The 18,133-nt window shown below is 59.2% G+C and carries 16 protein-coding genes; 15 read left to right on the top strand and 1 reads right to left on the bottom strand.

Annotation, left to right across the window (positions count from 1 at the left end):
* From ACWIKB_RS18565 to ACWIKB_RS18635, 15 genes are all read left to right on the top strand, one after another.
* The gene (locus tag ACWIKB_RS18565; RefSeq protein WP_475268937.1) at nt 1-1,182 is read left to right on the top strand and encodes an isocitrate/isopropylmalate dehydrogenase family protein; all 1,182 of its coding nucleotides are present in this window, start codon (nt 1-3) and stop codon (nt 1,180-1,182) included.
* Nucleotides 1,179-1,886: an RraA family protein gene (locus tag ACWIKB_RS18570; RefSeq protein WP_475268686.1), complete on the top strand. Its 708-nt coding sequence runs from the start codon at nt 1,179-1,181 to the stop codon at nt 1,884-1,886. Before ACWIKB_RS18565 ends, ACWIKB_RS18570 begins: the two co-directional genes overlap by 4 nt.
* A gap of 73 nt (nt 1,887-1,959) precedes the next feature.
* On the top strand, nt 1,960-3,135 hold the full coding sequence (locus tag ACWIKB_RS18575; RefSeq protein WP_475268688.1) for an LLM class flavin-dependent oxidoreductase: 1,176 nt from the start codon (nt 1,960-1,962) through the stop codon (nt 3,133-3,135).
* Nucleotides 3,132-3,662, top strand: a complete 531-nt coding sequence (locus ACWIKB_RS18580) for a flavin reductase family protein (RefSeq protein WP_475268690.1) — start codon at nt 3,132-3,134, stop codon at nt 3,660-3,662. The genes ACWIKB_RS18575 and ACWIKB_RS18580 overlap by 4 nt, the downstream gene beginning before the upstream one ends.
* Nucleotides 3,663-3,698: 36 nt before the next feature.
* Nucleotides 3,699-4,070: an antibiotic biosynthesis monooxygenase gene (locus ACWIKB_RS18585; protein ID WP_475268692.1), complete on the top strand. Its 372-nt coding sequence runs from the start codon at nt 3,699-3,701 to the stop codon at nt 4,068-4,070.
* An 82-nt stretch (nt 4,071-4,152) separates the two neighbouring features.
* Nucleotides 4,153-5,127 (top strand): NAD(P)H-dependent flavin oxidoreductase, encoded by a 975-nt coding sequence (locus ACWIKB_RS18590; RefSeq protein WP_475268694.1) that lies wholly within the window; start codon nt 4,153-4,155, stop codon nt 5,125-5,127.
* A 36-nt stretch (nt 5,128-5,163) separates the two neighbouring features.
* Nucleotides 5,164-5,940, top strand: a complete 777-nt coding sequence (locus ACWIKB_RS18595) for an alpha/beta fold hydrolase (protein ID WP_475268696.1) — start codon at nt 5,164-5,166, stop codon at nt 5,938-5,940.
* Nucleotides 5,937-6,800 (top strand): DUF6282 family protein, encoded by an 864-nt coding sequence (locus ACWIKB_RS18600; RefSeq protein WP_475268698.1) that lies wholly within the window; start codon nt 5,937-5,939, stop codon nt 6,798-6,800. The genes ACWIKB_RS18595 and ACWIKB_RS18600 overlap by 4 nt, the downstream gene beginning before the upstream one ends.
* Before the next feature lie 533 nt (nt 6,801-7,333).
* Entirely contained in the window at nt 7,334-7,849 is a 516-nt protein-coding gene (locus ACWIKB_RS18605; protein ID WP_054051032.1) for an Hcp family type VI secretion system effector, read from the top strand.
* Nucleotides 7,850-7,957: 108 nt separating this feature from the next.
* The gene (locus tag ACWIKB_RS18610; RefSeq protein ID WP_475268701.1) at nt 7,958-10,711 is read left to right on the top strand and encodes a type VI secretion system Vgr family protein; all 2,754 of its coding nucleotides are present in this window, start codon (nt 7,958-7,960) and stop codon (nt 10,709-10,711) included.
* A complete protein-coding gene (locus tag ACWIKB_RS18615; RefSeq protein ID WP_475268703.1) occupies nt 10,704-11,318 on the top strand; it encodes a hypothetical protein in 615 nt (204 codons plus the stop codon). Before ACWIKB_RS18610 ends, ACWIKB_RS18615 begins: the two co-directional genes overlap by 8 nt.
* Complete coding sequence (locus tag ACWIKB_RS18620) at nt 11,315-12,052, top strand: hypothetical protein (RefSeq protein WP_475268705.1); 738 nt, start codon at nt 11,315-11,317, stop codon at nt 12,050-12,052. The genes ACWIKB_RS18615 and ACWIKB_RS18620 overlap by 4 nt, the downstream gene beginning before the upstream one ends.
* 202 nt (nt 12,053-12,254) lie before the next feature.
* Nucleotides 12,255-14,405 (top strand): T6SS effector phospholipase Tle3 domain-containing protein, encoded by a 2,151-nt coding sequence (locus ACWIKB_RS18625; RefSeq protein ID WP_475268707.1) that lies wholly within the window; start codon nt 12,255-12,257, stop codon nt 14,403-14,405.
* Nucleotides 14,405-15,994 carry a type VI lipase adapter Tla3 domain-containing protein gene (locus tag ACWIKB_RS18630; protein ID WP_475268709.1) on the top strand — a complete coding sequence of 530 codons (1,590 nt, stop codon included), beginning with the start codon at nt 14,405-14,407 and terminating at the stop codon, nt 15,992-15,994. The genes ACWIKB_RS18625 and ACWIKB_RS18630 overlap by 1 nt, the downstream gene beginning before the upstream one ends.
* A gap of 146 nt (nt 15,995-16,140) precedes the next feature.
* Complete coding sequence (locus tag ACWIKB_RS18635) at nt 16,141-16,401, top strand: PAAR domain-containing protein (RefSeq protein WP_054048120.1); 261 nt, start codon at nt 16,141-16,143, stop codon at nt 16,399-16,401.
* A 52-nt stretch (nt 16,402-16,453) separates the two neighbouring features.
* Here ACWIKB_RS18635 and ACWIKB_RS18640 read toward each other — a convergent pair whose 3' ends face one another.
* Nucleotides 16,454-17,914, bottom strand: a complete 1,461-nt coding sequence (locus ACWIKB_RS18640; protein WP_475268712.1) for a fatty acid desaturase — start codon at nt 17,912-17,914, stop codon at nt 16,454-16,456.
* Nucleotides 17,915-18,133 lie beyond the last annotated feature (219 nt).

Here is an 18,133-nt window from a genome sequence, read left to right on the forward strand (position 1 = left end):
TTGTCGGGTCAGCCACCGCGTCACCGAGTCTGTGTATTGCCAGGGGATGGGGTAGGGGTGGAGGTCGTCGACGCCATCCTGCCGATCTTCGAGGCACTTGAGCTGCCCATCGATCTGGACTTCGGTCAGATCGGCTGGGAGTGCTGGCGTACGGGCGGTGACCCGGTGCCGGCGGAAACCTGGGCGAAAATCGCTGCCGCCGACGCGACCTTGCTCGGCGCCATCACCAGCAAGGCCTTGCAGGAAGCCGAGGCCGAACTGCCGGAGCATCTGCGCAACACCTCGCACGTGTACGTATCGCCGGTGATTCAACTGCGTCAGCGCTTGAGCCTTTATGCCAACGTACGGCCAGTCACTGACGTGCTGGGTGAAGGCCGGTTCCGCTTCACGGTGATCCGTGAGAACACCGAAGGGCTTTATGCCGGGCTCGATTTCGCCTCGATACCGACCGAGTTCGAACCGGTACTCAAGGCCCGGGAGCTGGCCGGGGCGCCCTGGCACCGTGAAACGCCGGGTGACGCCACCATGACCGTGCGGTTACAGACCCGGGCCGGTTTGACCCGCCTGTTCCGCTACGCCTTCGAGTATGCCCGCAAGCACGATTACAACCGCGTGACCCTGGCGGATAAACCCAACGTGCTGCGTTACAGCGGCGCGTTCGCCAAGGAGATTCTCGAGACTGTCGCTGCCAACTACCCGGACATTGCCTACAACATCGACAACGTCGACGCCGTAGCGCTGTGGATGATCCGTCGCCCGGAACGCTTTGGCGTGATCGTCGCGGAGAACATGTTCGGCGACATCCTCTCGGACCTCGGTGCGGGCGTGATGGGCGGTCTGGGTTTTGCCCCCAGTGCAAACATTGGCGATGCCGGGGCGTATTTCGAACCGGTGCATGGCAGTGCCCCGACGCATGTCGGCCAGAACAAGGCCAACCCGAGTGCGATGTTCCTGTCACTGGCGCTGTTGCTCGAACACCTGGGCTACCAGGCTCAGGCCCTGGCCATCGAGCAAGCGGTGGCGCAGGTGGTCAAGCACGACTGCCAGACCTACGACAGCGGCGGCAAGGCCACGACCCGGCAATGCGCCGCGGCCATCATCGAAAGAAGCGTGCTCAACCTTCGCAAACTTATCCCGCAAACCGACCACGGCTGGACGTCGCCAGCAAGGAGTCATGCATGAGTCAGTCTTCATTGACAGGCGCACAACACGCCTCCCTTCTGGAGCGGTGCGCCGCGCTGGATACGGCTTCGCTGAGTGACGCTCTCGACAGCCTCGGCATTGACGCCGGGCTGCAGGGCATCGTTCAGCAAGTCCCTGGCACTCGCTTCGTCGGCGTGGCATTCACCGTGCTCTATGAGCCGGTCAACCAGAACGACGGGTTCAAAAACGCTGCCAATTACATTGACGACGTTCCCGCGGATTCCGTGGTGGTGTCCAGCAATGCCGGGCGGCTGGATGCCACGGTTTGGGGTGACATCCTCACCCACGTGGCCTTGAACCGGAATATTCGCGGCACGGTAATCGACGGGGCGGCAAGGGACATCGACACCGTGACCCGACTCAACTACCCGTTGTTCAGCCGTGGCCGGTTCATGCAATCGGGCAAGAACCGCGTGCAACTCAAGGCCACCCAAGTGCCGGTGCAAATCGGTGCCGTGACGATCAATCCGGGTGACCTGATCGTGGGTGATGCCAGCGGCTGCCTGGTGATCCCTATCGACAAAGCCGAGCAGGTCATCAGCCGTGCGATCTCGGTGGAGAAGACCGAGCGCGACATCATCGAGTCAGTCGCCCAAGGCCTGTCGCTTGCCGAAGCACGGCGTCTGCACCGCTATGACCAGCCGTGGCTTGCAGCCGAAGCCAAAACCCCGAGCGCCGCTTGAGCGGCAACCTGCGTGCGATGTAAGGCGTGATGCGAGACGGCGCAGCACGCCCACCTTATCAAGGAGAGAAGAGATGACTTCGAGCCAATCGGTAAAGATCAAAACCAATCCGATGCGCAGCAGCACCAACAAAATCAAATTGGGGGTGTTCGCGCTCAACATCGAAGGGGGGTGCACCCTCACGACAGTCCCGGAGCGCTTGAACGCCAGTGACTGGAACGGCAACCTGGAAATCGCCAAGAAGGCCGACAAGGCGGGCCTCGAATTGCTGCTGCCCGTGGGCCGCTGGCGTGGTTGGGGCGGTGCGAGCGATCCGATGGGCGTGTCGTTCGAAACCTACACCTGGGCCGCGGGGCTGGCGTCGGTGACCGAGCAGATTGCCTTGTTCACCACCTCGCACCTGTCCACCGTGCACCCTTTGTTCGCCGCCAAGCAGGCCGCAACCATTGACCATATCAGCGGCGGGCGCTTCGGCCTGAACATGATCTGCGGCTGGTACGGCAAAGAAATGGGCATGTTCAACGGTGGCGTGCAGTTGGAGCATGACCGGCGCTACGACCATGCCGACGAGTGGCTGAAAGTCGCTCGCCTGGCCTGGAACGAGCCGGCCAATTTCGACTTCAAGGGCGACTTTTTCAACATCGCCCAAGGCTTTGCCCAACCCAAGCCGCTGAACCAGCCGTTCCTGATGAACGCCGGCGGCTCCGAGCGCGGTCGCCGGTTTTGCGCCGAGCATTGCGACGCGGCGTTCCTGATCCTCAAGCACGAAGATGACGACGACACCATCCGCGCGCAGATCAAAGCGTATCGCGACCTGGCGCGTCTGGAATATGGCCGCGAGATCCAGATCTGGGTCTACTCCTACGTGGTGCAGGAAGACACGCTGGAAGAAGCCGAGAAGTACCTCGACTACTACGTCAACCAGCATGGCGATGAAGTCGCACTGGATAACGTCACCTCGGAAATCGGCATTCAGAGCGGCATGTTCGCCAGCACCGAAGACGCCGAACGCTTCCGCTTCCACTTCAAGGCCGGTTTCGCGGGCGTGCCGTTGGTGGGCACAGCGCAAATGATCACCGAGCAATTCCAGCGCTACAGCGACCTGGGTATCGACGGTATCTGCCTGACCTGGCTCGACTACAAAAGTGGCCTCGACGAGTTTCTCGAAGACGTCTTGCCACGCATGGAAGACGTCGGCCTGCGCCAGCCCCACAACAGCGCTCGCCTGATCATTGGAGCCGTCGCGTGAGTGCCCGCAACGCTTTGGCGCTGGCCATCGAGGTTCCTGAACCGGAACCGGCCGAGGACTTCAAGCGAGCCATGCGACGCCTGACCAGCACGGTCTCGATCATCGCCACCGGTGTCGGTAATGCTCGCTGCGGCATGGTCGCCACGGCAGTCAGCTCGCTGTGCACCGATCCACCGTCGCTGCTGATTTGCATCAACCGCTCGGCCAGCCTGTATCAACCGCTGCTGAACAACCAACGCTTCAGCGTGAACCTGCTCGACGCCACGCAAAGCCAGTTGGTCGGCGTCTTTGCCGGCCAACTCAAGGGGGCTGCGCGCTTCGAGCACGGTGACTGGGAGGCGGTGGATGATTTGCCGTACCTGGCCGATGCGCAAGCCACGCTGTTTTGCCGCGTCGATGCGCGACTGACCTACGCCACCCACGAGGTGATTGTCGGCCGGGTCGAGCGGTCGTTGGTGACCGAGCGCATTTCACCCCTGCTGTGGCAGGACGGCAAGCCAGCAAAGTCCTGTGAATTGACTCACTGAGAGACTCTTTCAACCTACGTTTGCCTGGAGGCAACTATGAGCAACCTGACGAAATTCGACGCACCTGCCCCTGATGAAAGCAATGCGATTTTTCTGGTTAACGTCGTGCATGTCTTCGAAGGCCAGCAGGATGCGGCCCTTGATGTGCTGCGCTCGGCGGTGAGTTACGTAGCGCAGGCCTACCCGTCGTTCCAGTGGAGCCGACTGTTCAAAAGCATCGACGGCAAGACGGTGATCAATCAGGCGCAATGGAGCAGCAAGGAAGAGTTCGATTCGCTGTTTTCCGATGAGCAATTCCTGTCGCGCTACAACCGATTGAAAGAGACCGGCACTTGGGAGTTCCACTTGTACAAGGTCAACGACTACATCCCGGCCGACTACACCCCGGCAGTCGCGGCGCTCGCTTAAGCGCGGCGCAGGCCCGCACACGCCAGGTGTTGCGGGCTTGCCCATCGGCGAATTCTTTATCGGTACATCAAGGAGATACACCGTGAGCAATTTTGATTCCGCACTTACCCGACTGCTCAAAACCACCAATCCGGTGGTGCTGGCGCCCATGGGCGGCGCTTCCGGCGGGCGACTCGCTGCTGCGGTGTCACGGGCCGGCGGGCTTGGTCTGGTGGGGGCCAGCTATGGCGATCCGGACTGGATGAAAACCGAGTTGGCATTGATGAAAGACGTCAAGGAGCCTTGGGGCGTCGGCCTGGTGATGTTCACCGTGGCCAAGCGTTTCGAACTGCTGGACCTGGCCCTTTCTTATCAACCCAGTGTGGTTGCGTTGTCGTTTGGCGATGCCCGGCCTTTTATCGCGCCGATCAAGGCCAGCGGTGCGTTGGCCATCGTCCAGGTGCATGACGTTGACCAGGCATTAGCGGCACTCGATGCCGGTGCCGACGCCTTGATCGTGCAGGGTGCCGAGGCCGGTGGGCATAGCTTGCGCCGGGCATCGTTTCCGTTGATTCCTGCCGTGCGCGACGCCGTGGGTGACGCTGCAGTACTGATCGCCGCCGGTGGCATCGCCGATGGTCGGGGCCTGGCCGCCGCACTCTTGCTGGGCGCCGACGGGGTGATGATGGGGACGCGTTTTCTGGCCAGTGAAGAGGCGCTGCCCTCCAACAAGCTCAAGCAGCGTCTGGTCCACGCCACCGCCGGCGATACCGTGCGCACCCGCGCGTTTGACCTGGTGCGCGGCATCGAATGGCCAGAGCAATACAGCGGCCGGGCGCTGGCCAATGACTTCACTGCACGCTGGTTGGGTTTCGAACACGAACTGGTGCGGGCCCCGGCCAGCGTCGGCGAGGATTACGCGCAGGCATTGCGCGAAGACAACACCGACGTGCGTGCCATCTGGGCGGGCGAAGTCGCCGACCTGGTCAACGATGTGCTGCCTGCCGCAACGATTGTCGAACAGACCTTGCGTGGCGCCGAACACGCGCTGCGTGGTACCCGCAAACTGTTTGATTGACTCGATCTGCGAGTGTTCTTCTGGAAAGGAATCGATATGAACATTAATGCCCCCGTACATGTGCAGTTTGGTCTGGGCCCGGAGCTGGTCGTGGTGATGTCGCCGGTCATGCCGGCCTGGGACGAAGGACAATTTTTCGCCCCGTTGACCCAGTCGCTGGTCGACAAAGGTTACCGGGTCATCATCTTTGACACGCTCTCGCTGCTGGCCGAGGACGACGAGGACTTCGTTAGCTTCACCCGACGCTGGGCCGCCGAACTTGAGCCGCTGGGGTCGATTGCCCTGATCGCCGGTTCCGCGTTGGGCGGGGCGGTGGTTCAGGGGTTGTTGGCCACCCCCGTCGGTCAACAAGTGGCGCGGGCCTTGCTGATTTCCTCGCCGACCAAAGCCGACGCCGTCCTGGACCGCCGACTGGGGGCGATGGCCGAGCTCGCCAGCGCCGGTGATGTCGACACCGCGTTGATGCTGCTGGATCAATGGGTGTTGCCGGCCCGGGTAAAACCGCCGGTGCGCAAGCCTGATCAAACGGCGACAGCCGATGAGCAGGCGGGGCGACGCCTGGACCAGGGATTTCGCTTGTTGAGCAAACTCAATGTGGAACCGCAAGTGGCGGCCTGGAGCGGCCGGCTGTTGAGTATCTTCGGCGAGGACTCGCAATTGGTCAGGGCCACCAACGTCAGCTTCAAGCTGTCCCCACAACATCAGTCTGTTGGCGTTCCGGGCGCCGGCATGCGACCGCTGCTTGATGACCTCGCACGAGTGCGCGCCAGTGTTCGCACACATCTGGGCATCGATCTGGAGGCTCATGCATGAGTGATTCGACAGTCTCCCAGGCCGACTTTATTGATGTCCATTACCACGCCGGGCCCGACGCTTATCTGCGTCGGCACAGTGCGCTGCAAGCGGGTCAGCATTACCAGGCGCAGAACGGCTGGGTGGTGCTCAAGAATCATCTGGGTTGCACCGCGGCTCAAGCCTGGGAAGCTCGGGAGCAAGGGTTGCCGGTGTCGGGATCGGTCGTGCTCAATGAAATCGCCGGGGGCATCGATTGGCGGGTCGTCGAACGCTCTCTTTGCCAGCACGGCGCCGCCGACCTGCGATTTATCGTGCACCTGCCCACCGTGACCGGTCGCTCGCACACCAGTCGGCTGGCTCGCTCGCTCAGCCACCCGATCCTGACTGAGCGACCGATCAAACCGCTGACTGTCAGCGATGACAGCGGTCAATTGAACCGCGCCACCCTCGATCTGTTGCGTATGAGCCGTGACTACCCGGTGGTGATCTCTACCGGTCACGCCAACCGTGAAGAGGTGCTAAGGCTGGTGGAAGCGGCGGATCGACTGCAAGTGCCGCGCCTGATGCTCAATCAGCCGGCCAACCCACTGACCGGACTCAGCGCCGAGGACCTTCTGGCGCTGGGCGACCTGCCTGCGCTGTACATCGAGCAGACCGCGCTGACGTATCTGTTGGAGTATCAGGGCAAGGAAGACTTTTCCAGGGTCTTGCGCGATTTGCCACGGGTGGTTTACAGCTCGGACTTGGGCCAGACCAGCCAGCCGGACATTGGCCCGTGGCTGAACATGAGCCAGCAGTGGTTCGACGAATTCGGCTTGAGTGCAGAGCGAAAAGCGTTGATTACCCGTGGCTGGCCGGCGCAGATGTTGAGTCATTGACGCAAGAATTTGCTCTTCGCAGGATCTCTGCGCTGCGGAAAACGGCGGGCTGCGATCATGAGTTTGATCCAGTCGGCCGGGCTCAATTCAACGTCATGACCTGCCTGGGAAAGGACACGCAACACCTGCACCTGAAGCCAGTACGCATGAGGACCTTCGGGATGGGGCGGTTGAGCGTTTAAGAACGATGAACAACTTTTTTATCTGCCTCTACTTGCTGACCAATGCCTCATCGCCACTATGCGCAAGAAGTTGCGCACTAAAATGTGGATAACCGTGTGGATACATTTCTGTAGGCCTTGTTATTCGTGCTGTACAGACAAGTGCGCAAGAAGTTGCGCAGTACTGCGCAACTTCTTGCGCACTTTGTCAGGGGATTTCGGTTCAGGCTCGTTCAAGCCATTGAGAAAACTTCCTCCTCCCCCCGTTTTTGTTGGCTCTGAATATTTTTGGCTCGAACCTTGATAACAGTCAGGTACCCACCGGGCGATACCGCCTCCCGGGCACCCTAACTTTTAGCAAGGAGCACATCCATGGCTACACCAGCGTACATGTCCGTCACTGGCGAAAAACAAGGTCTGATCACTGCCGGCGCCTTCACCGCCGACTCGGTTGGCAACACCTATCAAGAAGGTCACGAAGACCAGGTTATGGTTCAGGCTTTCAGCCACGACGTGATCATCCCGCGTGACCCGCAATCCGGCCAACCGACCGGTCAGCGCGTGCACAAGCCAGTTGTGATCACCAAGGTCTACGACAAGGCTTCGCCACTGCTGCAAGCTGCTCTGACTTCCGGCGAGCGCATGAGCGAAATCGTTATCCAGTGGTACCGCACTTCGGCCCAAGGGACCCAAGAGCACTACTACACCACCAAACTGGAAGACGCGATCATCGTCGCCATCAACAACAAAATGCACAACTGCCAGGACCCGTCGAACTCGCACTTCACGCACCTGGAAGAAGTGCAGTTCACCTACCGCAAAATCACCTGGACCCACGAAGTCTCCGGTACTTCGGGTTCCGATGACTGGCGTCAACCAGTCGCTTAATTGCGGCTGACCGCTTCACGCATCGGCCAGCTCTGCTGGTCGATGCGATTTATGCCCTGCAGAGTTGATGTGCGGACTCTCTTTCTCACCTGACCAAGGAACAGTTAAATGCGTCAAAGGGATTTGAAGTTCACGTTTTCCGTGTTGTCAGGGCAGATGGAGTTCGAGGTCGTAGAGTTCACGCTGGAGGAGGCCCTCTGTGAGCCTTTTCGACTCACGATCGAGTTGGCCAGCCGCAACCCGAACATTGATTTCGGCAAGGTGCTCGATCAGCCCTCATTGCTCACGATCTGGCAAGGCGGCACGGCTGTGCGTCATGTCCACGGGTTGGTGTCCAGTTTCACTCAACGTAAAACCGGCTTCCGCCGGACACGTTATCGGGCGGTGGTCGAACCGCAACTCGCCCGACTGGCCTTGAGTTCCAACTGGCGTATTTTTCAGCAGAAAAACGTGCCGGACATCATCAAGTCCGTGTTGAGCGAGCACGGCATCCTCGACTATCAGCAACACATCAACAGCGAACATTTGCCGCGCGAATACTGTACGCAGGTCGGCGACACTGACTTGTACCTGTTCGATCGGCTGTCCAGCGAAGAAGGCTTGTTCTATTTCTTCAAATGCAACGAAAGCACTCACACGCTGATCCAGGGCGACAAACTCTATGTGCAGGAGCGTATTCAAGGCGCTCCGGTGCTCTACACCACTGAACCGGCAGCGGATGCCACGCAACCCGTGCTCTATGCGTTCAGTTACACCGAGAACGTTCGCACGGCCGAGCAGGCGCAACGCGATTACACCTTCAAGCGCCCGACCTTCGACCAGCAGCAGAACTTCGCCGGCGATGACTTGCAACATCAGACGCCTAACTACGAACGCTACGACTATCCGGGCCGCTACAAGGCCACCGCCGCCGGTAAACCCTTCACCCAGAATCGCTTGCTGGGGCACCGTGGCGACGCTCGAATCGCCGTTGTCGAAGGCGACGATCCGCGCCTGATCCCGGGCTTCTCTTTCCAGCTCACCGGCCACCCCCGGGAAGATTTCAATCGCTGGTGGCGCCCGCTGAGGATCACTCACAAGGGCATCCAGCACGCCAGTCAGGAAGAAGAGTCCGCCGGTGCCGATGTCGGCGTGAGTTATGACTTTGTCGCCGAGATCGTTTCCGAAGAAACCGAATGGCGTACCCCGCCACGCCCCAAACCGATTGTTGACGGACCACAGATTGCGACGGTGACCGGGCCGGACGGGGAAGAGATTTACACGGATGAGTTTGGCCGGGTAAAGGTCCAGTTCCCATGGGACAGGGAAGGTAAGAACAACGAATTCAGTTCCTGCTGGGTGCGCGTGGCGCAGAACTGGGCGGGCGCGGACTGGGGCCATATGGCGATCCCGCGCATTGGCCAGGAGGTCATCGTGGATTACCTCGACGGCGATTGCGATCAGCCGATCATCACCGGCCGCACCTACCGGGCGACGAACATGCCGCCTTACCAACTGCCCAATCACAAGATTCTCAGCACCATCAAAAGCAAGGAATACAAGGGCACTAGGGCCAACGAACTGCGCATTGACGACACCACCAAGCAGATCAGTGCCGCGTTAATGAGTGATCACGGCAGCACCGCATTGCATCTGGGTTACCTGACGCATCCACGGCCGAGCGGCGGTGAACCGCGCGGCGAAGGTTTTGAGTTGCGCACCGATGAACACGGCGCGTTGCGAGCAGCCAAAGGCCTGCTGCTGAGTACCGAGGAGCAAATGAACGCCAGCGGCGGTCACCTCAATCGCGCCTCTGTTGTACAGGTACTGGAAGCGGCGTTGAAACTGGCCAAGGACTTGGGCGATTACGCCCAGGACAACCAGGGTGTAGGCCATGACAAGGCGCCGCAGAAGACGCTCAGCGATGCGGTTCGCGACCTGGGCAACGGCGCGAACGACGAGTCCGGCAAGAGCAACGGTGGCAATCCGGCGATTGCCGTGAGCGGTGAAGCCGGTATTGCCGCAGCGTCGCCCAAGAGCATCACGGTGGCGGCGGGTGAGCACATCGACACCATTGCCCAGCAGAATCAGCAACAGACGTCGGGTCAGAAATTTGTGCTCAACGCCGGTACCGACCTGGGGATGTTTGCCCACAGCGGCGAAATGCGCCAGATCACCCATCAGGGCCCGATGCTGTTGCAGGCGCAGAAAAACAACATCCGCCTGGAGGCGGATCAGAGTGTGGAAGTCAGCGCGAGCAACCAGCATGTGCTGATTTCGGCCAAAGAGCACATCACCCTGATGTGTGGCGGGGCCTACATCACCCTCAAGGGCGGCAATATCGAATTGGGAATGCCTGGCAACCTGATCGTCAAAGCGGCAAAACACAGCCTGCTCGGCGCGACCAGCCTGGAAGCGGAACTGCCCAAGTTCAAGGTCGGCGATACCCAGCGACGGTTCATGCTCAAGCAGATCGATGGAAAATCGGCGATGCCTAACATGCCGTACAAAATCACCCTGTCCAATGGCGAAGTTGTCGAGGGGGTGACCGATGCGCAGGGAGCCACGCAGTTGTTGCAGAAGGATGCGATGAGCATTGCCAACGTGGCCATGCATAAGCCTCCATCCTCCGCAGCCGCGGGTGCCACGGCGGGCGGTGCGGAGGCTGCTGCCAGTGTTGCCAGTGCCGATGATGAGGCAGAGGAAATTGTGCAGTTCTTTGAATTCAAGGATGACAAAGGTGGACCCGCACCGCACCACTTCAAGGTGTTGTCCGCCGGGGAAGTCGTGGCCGAGGGTTCCGGTGAGCGCACGCCGGAATTCCCTTCCGACATGGAGCTGGAACTGGAATCGTGGCCGGTGAAGGAGAAACAAAATGCCTGAAGTCCTGACAACGCAGGTGCGCAAGCTCGCGGCCATCGGATACGGCGAAGCTTCGACGGACAACAACCCGCAGGAAGTCCGCGCTATTTGCTTTACGGTGACCAACCGCATGCGCGCGTGGGAGCTTGCCGACGTCGACAGCCTGCTCAAGGAGGCCGGCGCCGGCTACGTCGTCGCCACGAAGGGCAACAATGTCCGTTACAACCAATTGATGGCGGCTTCGGAAGCGGCCATCAATGCCGATCCGAACATGCGCTCGGCGGTAGAGAGTGCACGGGACGCGCTCGCCCAGCGTGGCAATGATCCCTCCAACGGGGCGTATTGGTGGGATGGTGTCGATATCAAGAAGTCGACCAACCCCCGACACTCTTCCGGGTTCCACTACGGCTCCCCCTCGCACAACATCTTTGGTGTTGCGCAAGTCACGTTGCCGGAGAAGATCACCTATTGGACGCAGTTCAACAAAAAGACCAACACAATGGTAAATACCCGCGAGCGGGGTCGTTATACCTACAAATACCAATCCACTGCCGCCATCGGCAAAACGATCTTCTGGACCACCAATCCGGAGTACATCAAGGCATCCGGCGCCAAGGGGCATCGATGAGAAAAGTCACCCGTTGTCTGAGCCTGTTTCTCGGTGCTGGCCTGCCCTTTCTAGCGCAGGCAGCTCCGGTACAGTTCACCGATTACCGTGCTTTCTATCAGTCGTTGGGCGACAACCTGTTTGCAGGGCCCGGCACCGAACTCGCCATGCCCTGCTCGGAATCGCCAAGGCATTGCCTGTGGGTCAACGCCATGCGCCCGGCGTTTGAACGTTTTGAAGATGCGCAATGGAGCGCTCCCGACGGGCTGAATCTCGAACCGCCCAAAGGCACGCCCGAGATTGTCTTCGATGGCGAAGCCCTGACGATTGGCAAACAACGTTGGCCACTGCGCGATGCGGTCAACTTCGCCTCGCCGCAGTGGCCCGTCGGTGACCCCATCGACCCGGAAAACCTTGCGACCGCCACGGCCTGGCGCCAAGGCACCTCAACGTGCCTGGAGATGCAGTACGTCAGCAGTGGCTACGGTGATCGATACACCCAAGTGTTGCTGGTACACGGTCAGCATTTGTACGCCTTACCGCCACTGTTCGCTTCTTGCTCGGCCATTCGCAAGGCGCCCGGCAATCAGTTCAGCTATCCGGATAACGCCTACCTGGGGGCGGAGCTGGAAAACAATCCGACCGGGTTGAAAGTGGATTACCGGGTACCCAATGTTAAAAACCCGGTGGCGCAGTACCTGTTGCACTTCCCGAATCAGGGGGACCCCTTCGTATTTGAGGCGCAGCGCCAATAGGCCTCAGCGAGCGAATCCGTCATGACGCTTACCGCGTGCAAGGGTCATCACCTTAGGGGAACAAAATGAAGGGCCTAGACTCACTACGTCTGCTCATCACGACACCAGCCGACCTGCGTCGGGTAGCAGGCACCAACCCGGCCAGGCGCTCGACCCCACGCGTCGAGACCAACGGGGTAACACTTCAAGGAGGAAATGCACGATGAATGACACCGTCCAGACGAAAAAAATCTGTTCCGCCCAATCGATCACCATGCCCAGCGGTGGCGACGTACACCTCATCCCGCCGCCACCCAAGCCCTGCGTGACTATCGTCGTACATGGCGTCAACGACATGGCCGGTTGCTACGAACGCGTCGAGCGTGGCCTGTGCCAGGGATTGAACGAGCGCCTGGATATGCCACGCACTCTGCCCAACGGCGCGAACAATCCGGGCTTTCTGATGCCGGCCACGTACAGCCTGCCCGCTGACGATGACGGCAAGGCAACAAACCCTGACGCCGTGTACTACCGGCGCAACTTCGGTGCATCCAGCAACGGCTGCCAACCGCGCAGTGTGGTTATTCCATTTTATTGGGGGTTTCGGGAGGAAGAGGAGAAGATCAATAAAACCAAAGCTCATGGACAGTGGGAAGACCGAAACGGCAACCGTCTGGATAAGACCGGCACCAAGGAAGGCGGTCAGTTCGCCAATGCCACCACCAACTTGCCTGACATGTGGGGCGAGGGTTTCAACGGCTATCCGTTCGGCATCCTTCCCCTCAATTTTATTGGTGGCAACCTGACCCACCCGCTGTACTCAGCCACTAACCGTCGCTATATGGTACTGGCCGCCCTGCGCCTGGCGATGTTGATCAAAATTATTCGCAAGCGTTATCCGAACGATACGGTCAACGTGGTAGGTCACAGTCAGGGCACGCTGCTCACCCTGCTGGCCCATGCTTTCCTCAAGGATGAAGGTGAACGTCCGGTTGACGGGGTCGTCATGATCAACTCACCTTATAGTTTGTACCAGCCGAACAACGAAAAGGCCCAGAAATGGCTGGGGCAACAGACGACAGGAGCGCGTATTGCCACCCTCAACGGCATATTGCAATTCATCTCTGGCAACCCGAACTCCAATCCGGCGCTGTCGAGCGTCACGCTCAAAAACTGCCAGGGTTATGGCGCCATTGGTGGGCTGGGTTGGACCGGTAGCTCGTCGTCTCAAGCCAACATCGGCGGAGAGAAAATCTCGTTCGACGAGCGAGACAATCGCGGCTGCACCTATCTTTATTTCACTCCCCAGGACCAGACCGTGGGCCTTGGCAACGTCCAGGGTATCGGTTGGCAGGGTATTGGGGACGAGATCGAAGGCGTACCTGCACGCAAGGTACTTCCGCATCTTTTCCATCAGCGCATATTCACTGTGCGTAAACGCGGTGGCGAGAAGGAAAAAATCGGCTTACATGTCCCTCCTTATGCCTATCCTTTGCTTCTTGAGGGGGAGGAAACCTGGGAAGACACCGGTTTCGGGCTAATGGATCATAGCAGCCGCGCCTCTTTACCACAGGGTGCTAGCGTTATGCTGACAGCCTCCCTGTTGCCAGTGCCGACTGAGGCGGACTTTAGCGCTGATGGCTCCATTACAGCGCCGGGGGAGGATTCAAAGAGTGGGGTTTACCAGATCAAGGACAAACTGGACCCTATCGACGCCTCCATCGGCGTGAGTAATAACGGCTGGCGTCCCAAGGAGGCGAAAAATGCTCGCCAGGAAACCATGGACGAGAAGATAGCTTTCAAATATGGGCGTGATACAGACAGTGTGAAACAGGCGCGCAACGAAGACAAAGACGCATCCCAGAAGACCTCCCATGTGTTTGTGGTTCGAGCACAAGGTAATGGCATGGTCCTGATCACACGCGGAGAGACACCCTACGAGGCACGCCTGCGCCTACAACGCGAGTATCAAGAGGCTCAGTCTTTCCACTCCGCCATTCCGAACAACCCGGAGCACAGCCGGAGGGTGCTGGCTTATGATGTGGCCATTGGTGCGGGCGAAAGTGTCGATGATGCGACCTTCTACGCCTATCTCTGCCGTGTGGCGGACTGGCGATTGAATTGGAAAAAGACTGATAGCGGATTATTCGCTCAAGCTGCATCTGAATCAGACGTCCCTGACGAGGCTGTGGAGCAACTTTATGACTCGGAAGAAAAACAAAATCGCAATTTGATCGATTCCACAGTGACGTATCGCACGAGCGGTACACTGCCGGCCATCGTGGGCACTGCCAACTTGCCCTCCCTGATTGCCACACAGACATGGGGCGGGAGCAAGCTAGGCAAGTCCATTCGTTTTGGCGGGCCCATTTGATGCGTCAGCTCCTTGCGTATTTGTCCATTTCCGGCCTGTTGCTGACCAGCCCTCTGGTTCAGGCGGTCGAAAACTCACTGATGACTACCCGTTGCTTTGCCAGCCCGGCCACGCCCGTGACTACCCATACCTCGGCCAAGGAGGCCGCCAACATGTCTGCTGATACTCGTTTCCGCGCCCCTGCCACGTCGCCTCGCCTGGAAACCTTGGATGTGCTGAGCATCGGACTGAGCCTAGATGTATTCCGACAAGGGCAGGTCTGGCAAGCATTGCAAGAGCAGAGTACAAAACAGCCAGAGGCTCTACACGTTGGAAGCGTTTTGCCTACGGACCTGAAGAAATATCCTCAGACTGCCGACGACAAGGATATGGCTTATGACAAGCGAAAGGCTGATGCTTTGGAGTTGGGACTACGAGACTTCATGGAAAAATGGCCCATTCCCACCATCACCGTAGTTCGTGGCTGGAACCCCACTACACCGAACCTGCGTTTCTCGCCTGAAAGAACCCGAGAAATGCTTACCAGTATGGTGAACAGTTACCGTACAGACGCGGGCTTACATTGGCACCGCATTCTCAACCTACAAGATGGCATTGTCTGTAATGACACGCCCGAAGACTTGGTAGAGAACCTGTTCCAGCTGTTCGAACGTAATCCCGACCTTCCCGCTGTATTGATTTACAACGTAGAAGGCATCAGCATGGCTGGTGCTTTATCTAGCAAAGATGTTTCGTTGAAGTCTCTTGGTGCTGTCGCCGGGCCGCGTCAGCCCGATAAGTTGACTGACGCCATGGTCGCCATGGTCGTCGGCCGCCCCGAACGCGTTGAATGGCTGCGTTACTACGCCCAGTTCGCGAAGGTCAACGAGAACCAGATCGATCCCGCGTTCACCGGTTGGGGCTGGCGCAAACCTGCGGTGGAGTTCCAGCCGTCGGAGTTCATTCCTCAACCCTGGACCCAACGTGCTTTCGAGCAGTGGGATGCGCTGCCGGTGCTGGCCAAGTTGCACCGGCCGGTGACGGTCTCACTGCGACGACCGGATACTGGCGAGCGCCTGAAGCGCGAGGCCTTGACTGTCAAACTGGCCGAAGGCTGGAAAAACGCCACGGACGGGCTCTCTCCGAAACCGTCCCGAGTGTTCTTCGATGGCGGCCTGAACACCACGCCGCTGGCCGAACTGTTACCGGCCCTAAGAGCGGCCAACAGCCCGCTCGACTTGCTGGAGTCGCGGGAAAGCTACGACCTCACCCAGCGTCTCGGCGATACCGGCGCGGCCTCGCCCTTTGTCGGAATTGTGTTGGCAACCATGGCCAGTTACCTGAATGCCGACACCAGCGTGGTCATGCCGATGCGCCGCCAGGACCAGGCAACGATCATTACCGTGACCTCACCAACGCCTGGCAAGAAGCCTGCTGGCAATGATCATTTCGGTGTCACGTTGATGCCGCAAACTGCCAGCACTGAGGAGGCGCCTCCCGCACCTCCAGCTCCTTTGGCACCCAAAGTGTCGGTCGTGCAGCAGGATCACACACTGGAAGAGTTCCTGGCCGACTTGAAGCCGAACAGTAACTGGGTGGATGAACTGTAAAAACTCCGCAGACATGTGTGTTTGGCTGTTCCAGGGTGCCACTTGGCCCTCTGGAACTGCGCTTTTTATATCTGAAATACTCATTCCTCAGTAAGCATATGCCGCTGAGAAATGAATGTCTGTCAGTAACACGAAAAGGATCAGATATGGACATCATTCGACTCGGCGACTCCACCAGTCACGGTGGAACCGTTCTTGAAGCTTTCAACCAGACTGACCTGAACGGCAAACCCATGTCCGGTGTTGGCCATAAGGTGGTTTGCCCGCTGTGCAAAGGTGTTTTCCCTATTACGCAGGGCAGCGCTCTGCTGGATGTCGGCGGCATCGCGGTGGCGCTTCACGGGATGAAAACCGCATGCGGCGCCAGCCTGATTGCCAGCAATCCCAAGGGTGAGGCTGCAAGTTAAAAAACGTGGGGCGTTCTTTGCGCCAGCGGTGCTGCCCGGGAAACAGGCTGGATCAACGGTTCTTCTTCATCCCCGACCAGAGCAGCGAGGGCAACGTCCGTGAGTCCAGCAACGCGTCATCCGCCGTCACCAGACGCGGGAGAACATGCCAGGGATGGTTGGCACTGTGGTGATGATGCAGGTGCAGATTGATGTGATAAGGCCAAATGAAAAACCGCCCTGCGCACCCGACTTTCCAGGCATATGTCCATTCCCGCCAACCGGGGGTGACGTCAGGTCCGCCACTGTGCTCGGCGATGCTGCGGATTTTCTGCAGCAGGGTGCCTAGTGTGGCCAGTGGCACAAACCAGAAAAACACCATCAGCAAGAGCGTCTGGGCGGACGTTTGCCAAGCGATGAACGATAAAAGGACCAGCCAGATCACACCGGCAGCCAATGCCGGCCGGGTCATCTTCGGTGATGCTCCGCCCGCCGCCTTGTAGGCGCGCAGGTTGCGCAGCGTGTTGATCAAGAACAGATCCCCGAGCAATTGCCGCAGCAACAACTTCCCGCTCAGCGGGCGGAAATCCCAAGGCTGCCGGTGATACAGAAAACGCCGCTCCGGGTCGTTCGCGGTTCCGGTCTGTTGATGATGTTCGAGGTGCAGGGGCCGATAGAATTCCACCGGGACCATTCCTGGCACCCCGATCGCCAGGTTGATCAGAAAGTCGTTTAGCGTGCGATGACGGGTCAGGTGATAGTGCGTCGCGTCGTGGTACAGAATAAACAGCGCATGTTGGCGCGCGGCAATCACCACGAAGGCCACGCCATACAGTCGCCAGTCCCCCACGTATAGCGCGATGCGCAACGTCACGACAATGCACAGCCATTCCAGCAGGATCGCTGCCATGGTGCGCAGATCCACCTTCAGCCGCTTCAACATGACGGTGATCAGGCCCGCCACCCCGCCAATCGCAGCGCCATACACCACGTCGAGTAACACGTGCTGACCAGTCGTCAACACGGTAATCCCCAGCACCACGCTCCACAGACTGAAGAGCCATGCCGCACGAACGCGTAGATAACCGAGGACAACGCTGATGGCCACCGGCAATGCGATATGCCCGCTGGGCGAGGCGGCCAACGGTGAGTCGATCCGGTAGAACCAATTGAGCCACTGCGACGTGCTGTCCGCACGCTCGATCATGGTCGGCCAGAACAAGTGACTCAGCAGGCAGGTTCCGGAAGCCACGGCCGCCGCAAAAAAGGCCGGCAACAGCCATTCGCGGCGTCGCCCCAGCAGCACCAGCGCCGGCATGATCAGTACGTAGCTCAGGTACAGCGGCAAGGTGTAAGGCAGTCGAGCAATGTGCGCATCAAACCACGTCGGTTGAATCACCCGTACCGCGCCCATCGGGAAGTGCGTGACGAGAAAGTACAGTGCGCCCGTCACGACGGTGTAGATCACCAGCCAACTGAAGGGCCGCGTCACGATCGAGGTATCAAGGTGATGACTGACAAACGTGGATGACATGAATAAGGCGCCTGATGGGTCAGAACAAACTCAATTTTCCATACCGCCATGAACGGCGATTTCTGCTCGGTTATTCAAGGTTTGCACCGTCTGAAATGGCAGCGACGAAAGGACGTCTACGTTGCATTGACCCTTTCAACTCGCCAAACTCCAAACATCTTACTTGCGATGCCGAGGATCTCCATGTGTTTGAGCGCAACGTCCGTTGAATGCTGCGAT

The organism is Pseudomonas sp. 5Vm1k, from assembly GCF_056161485.1.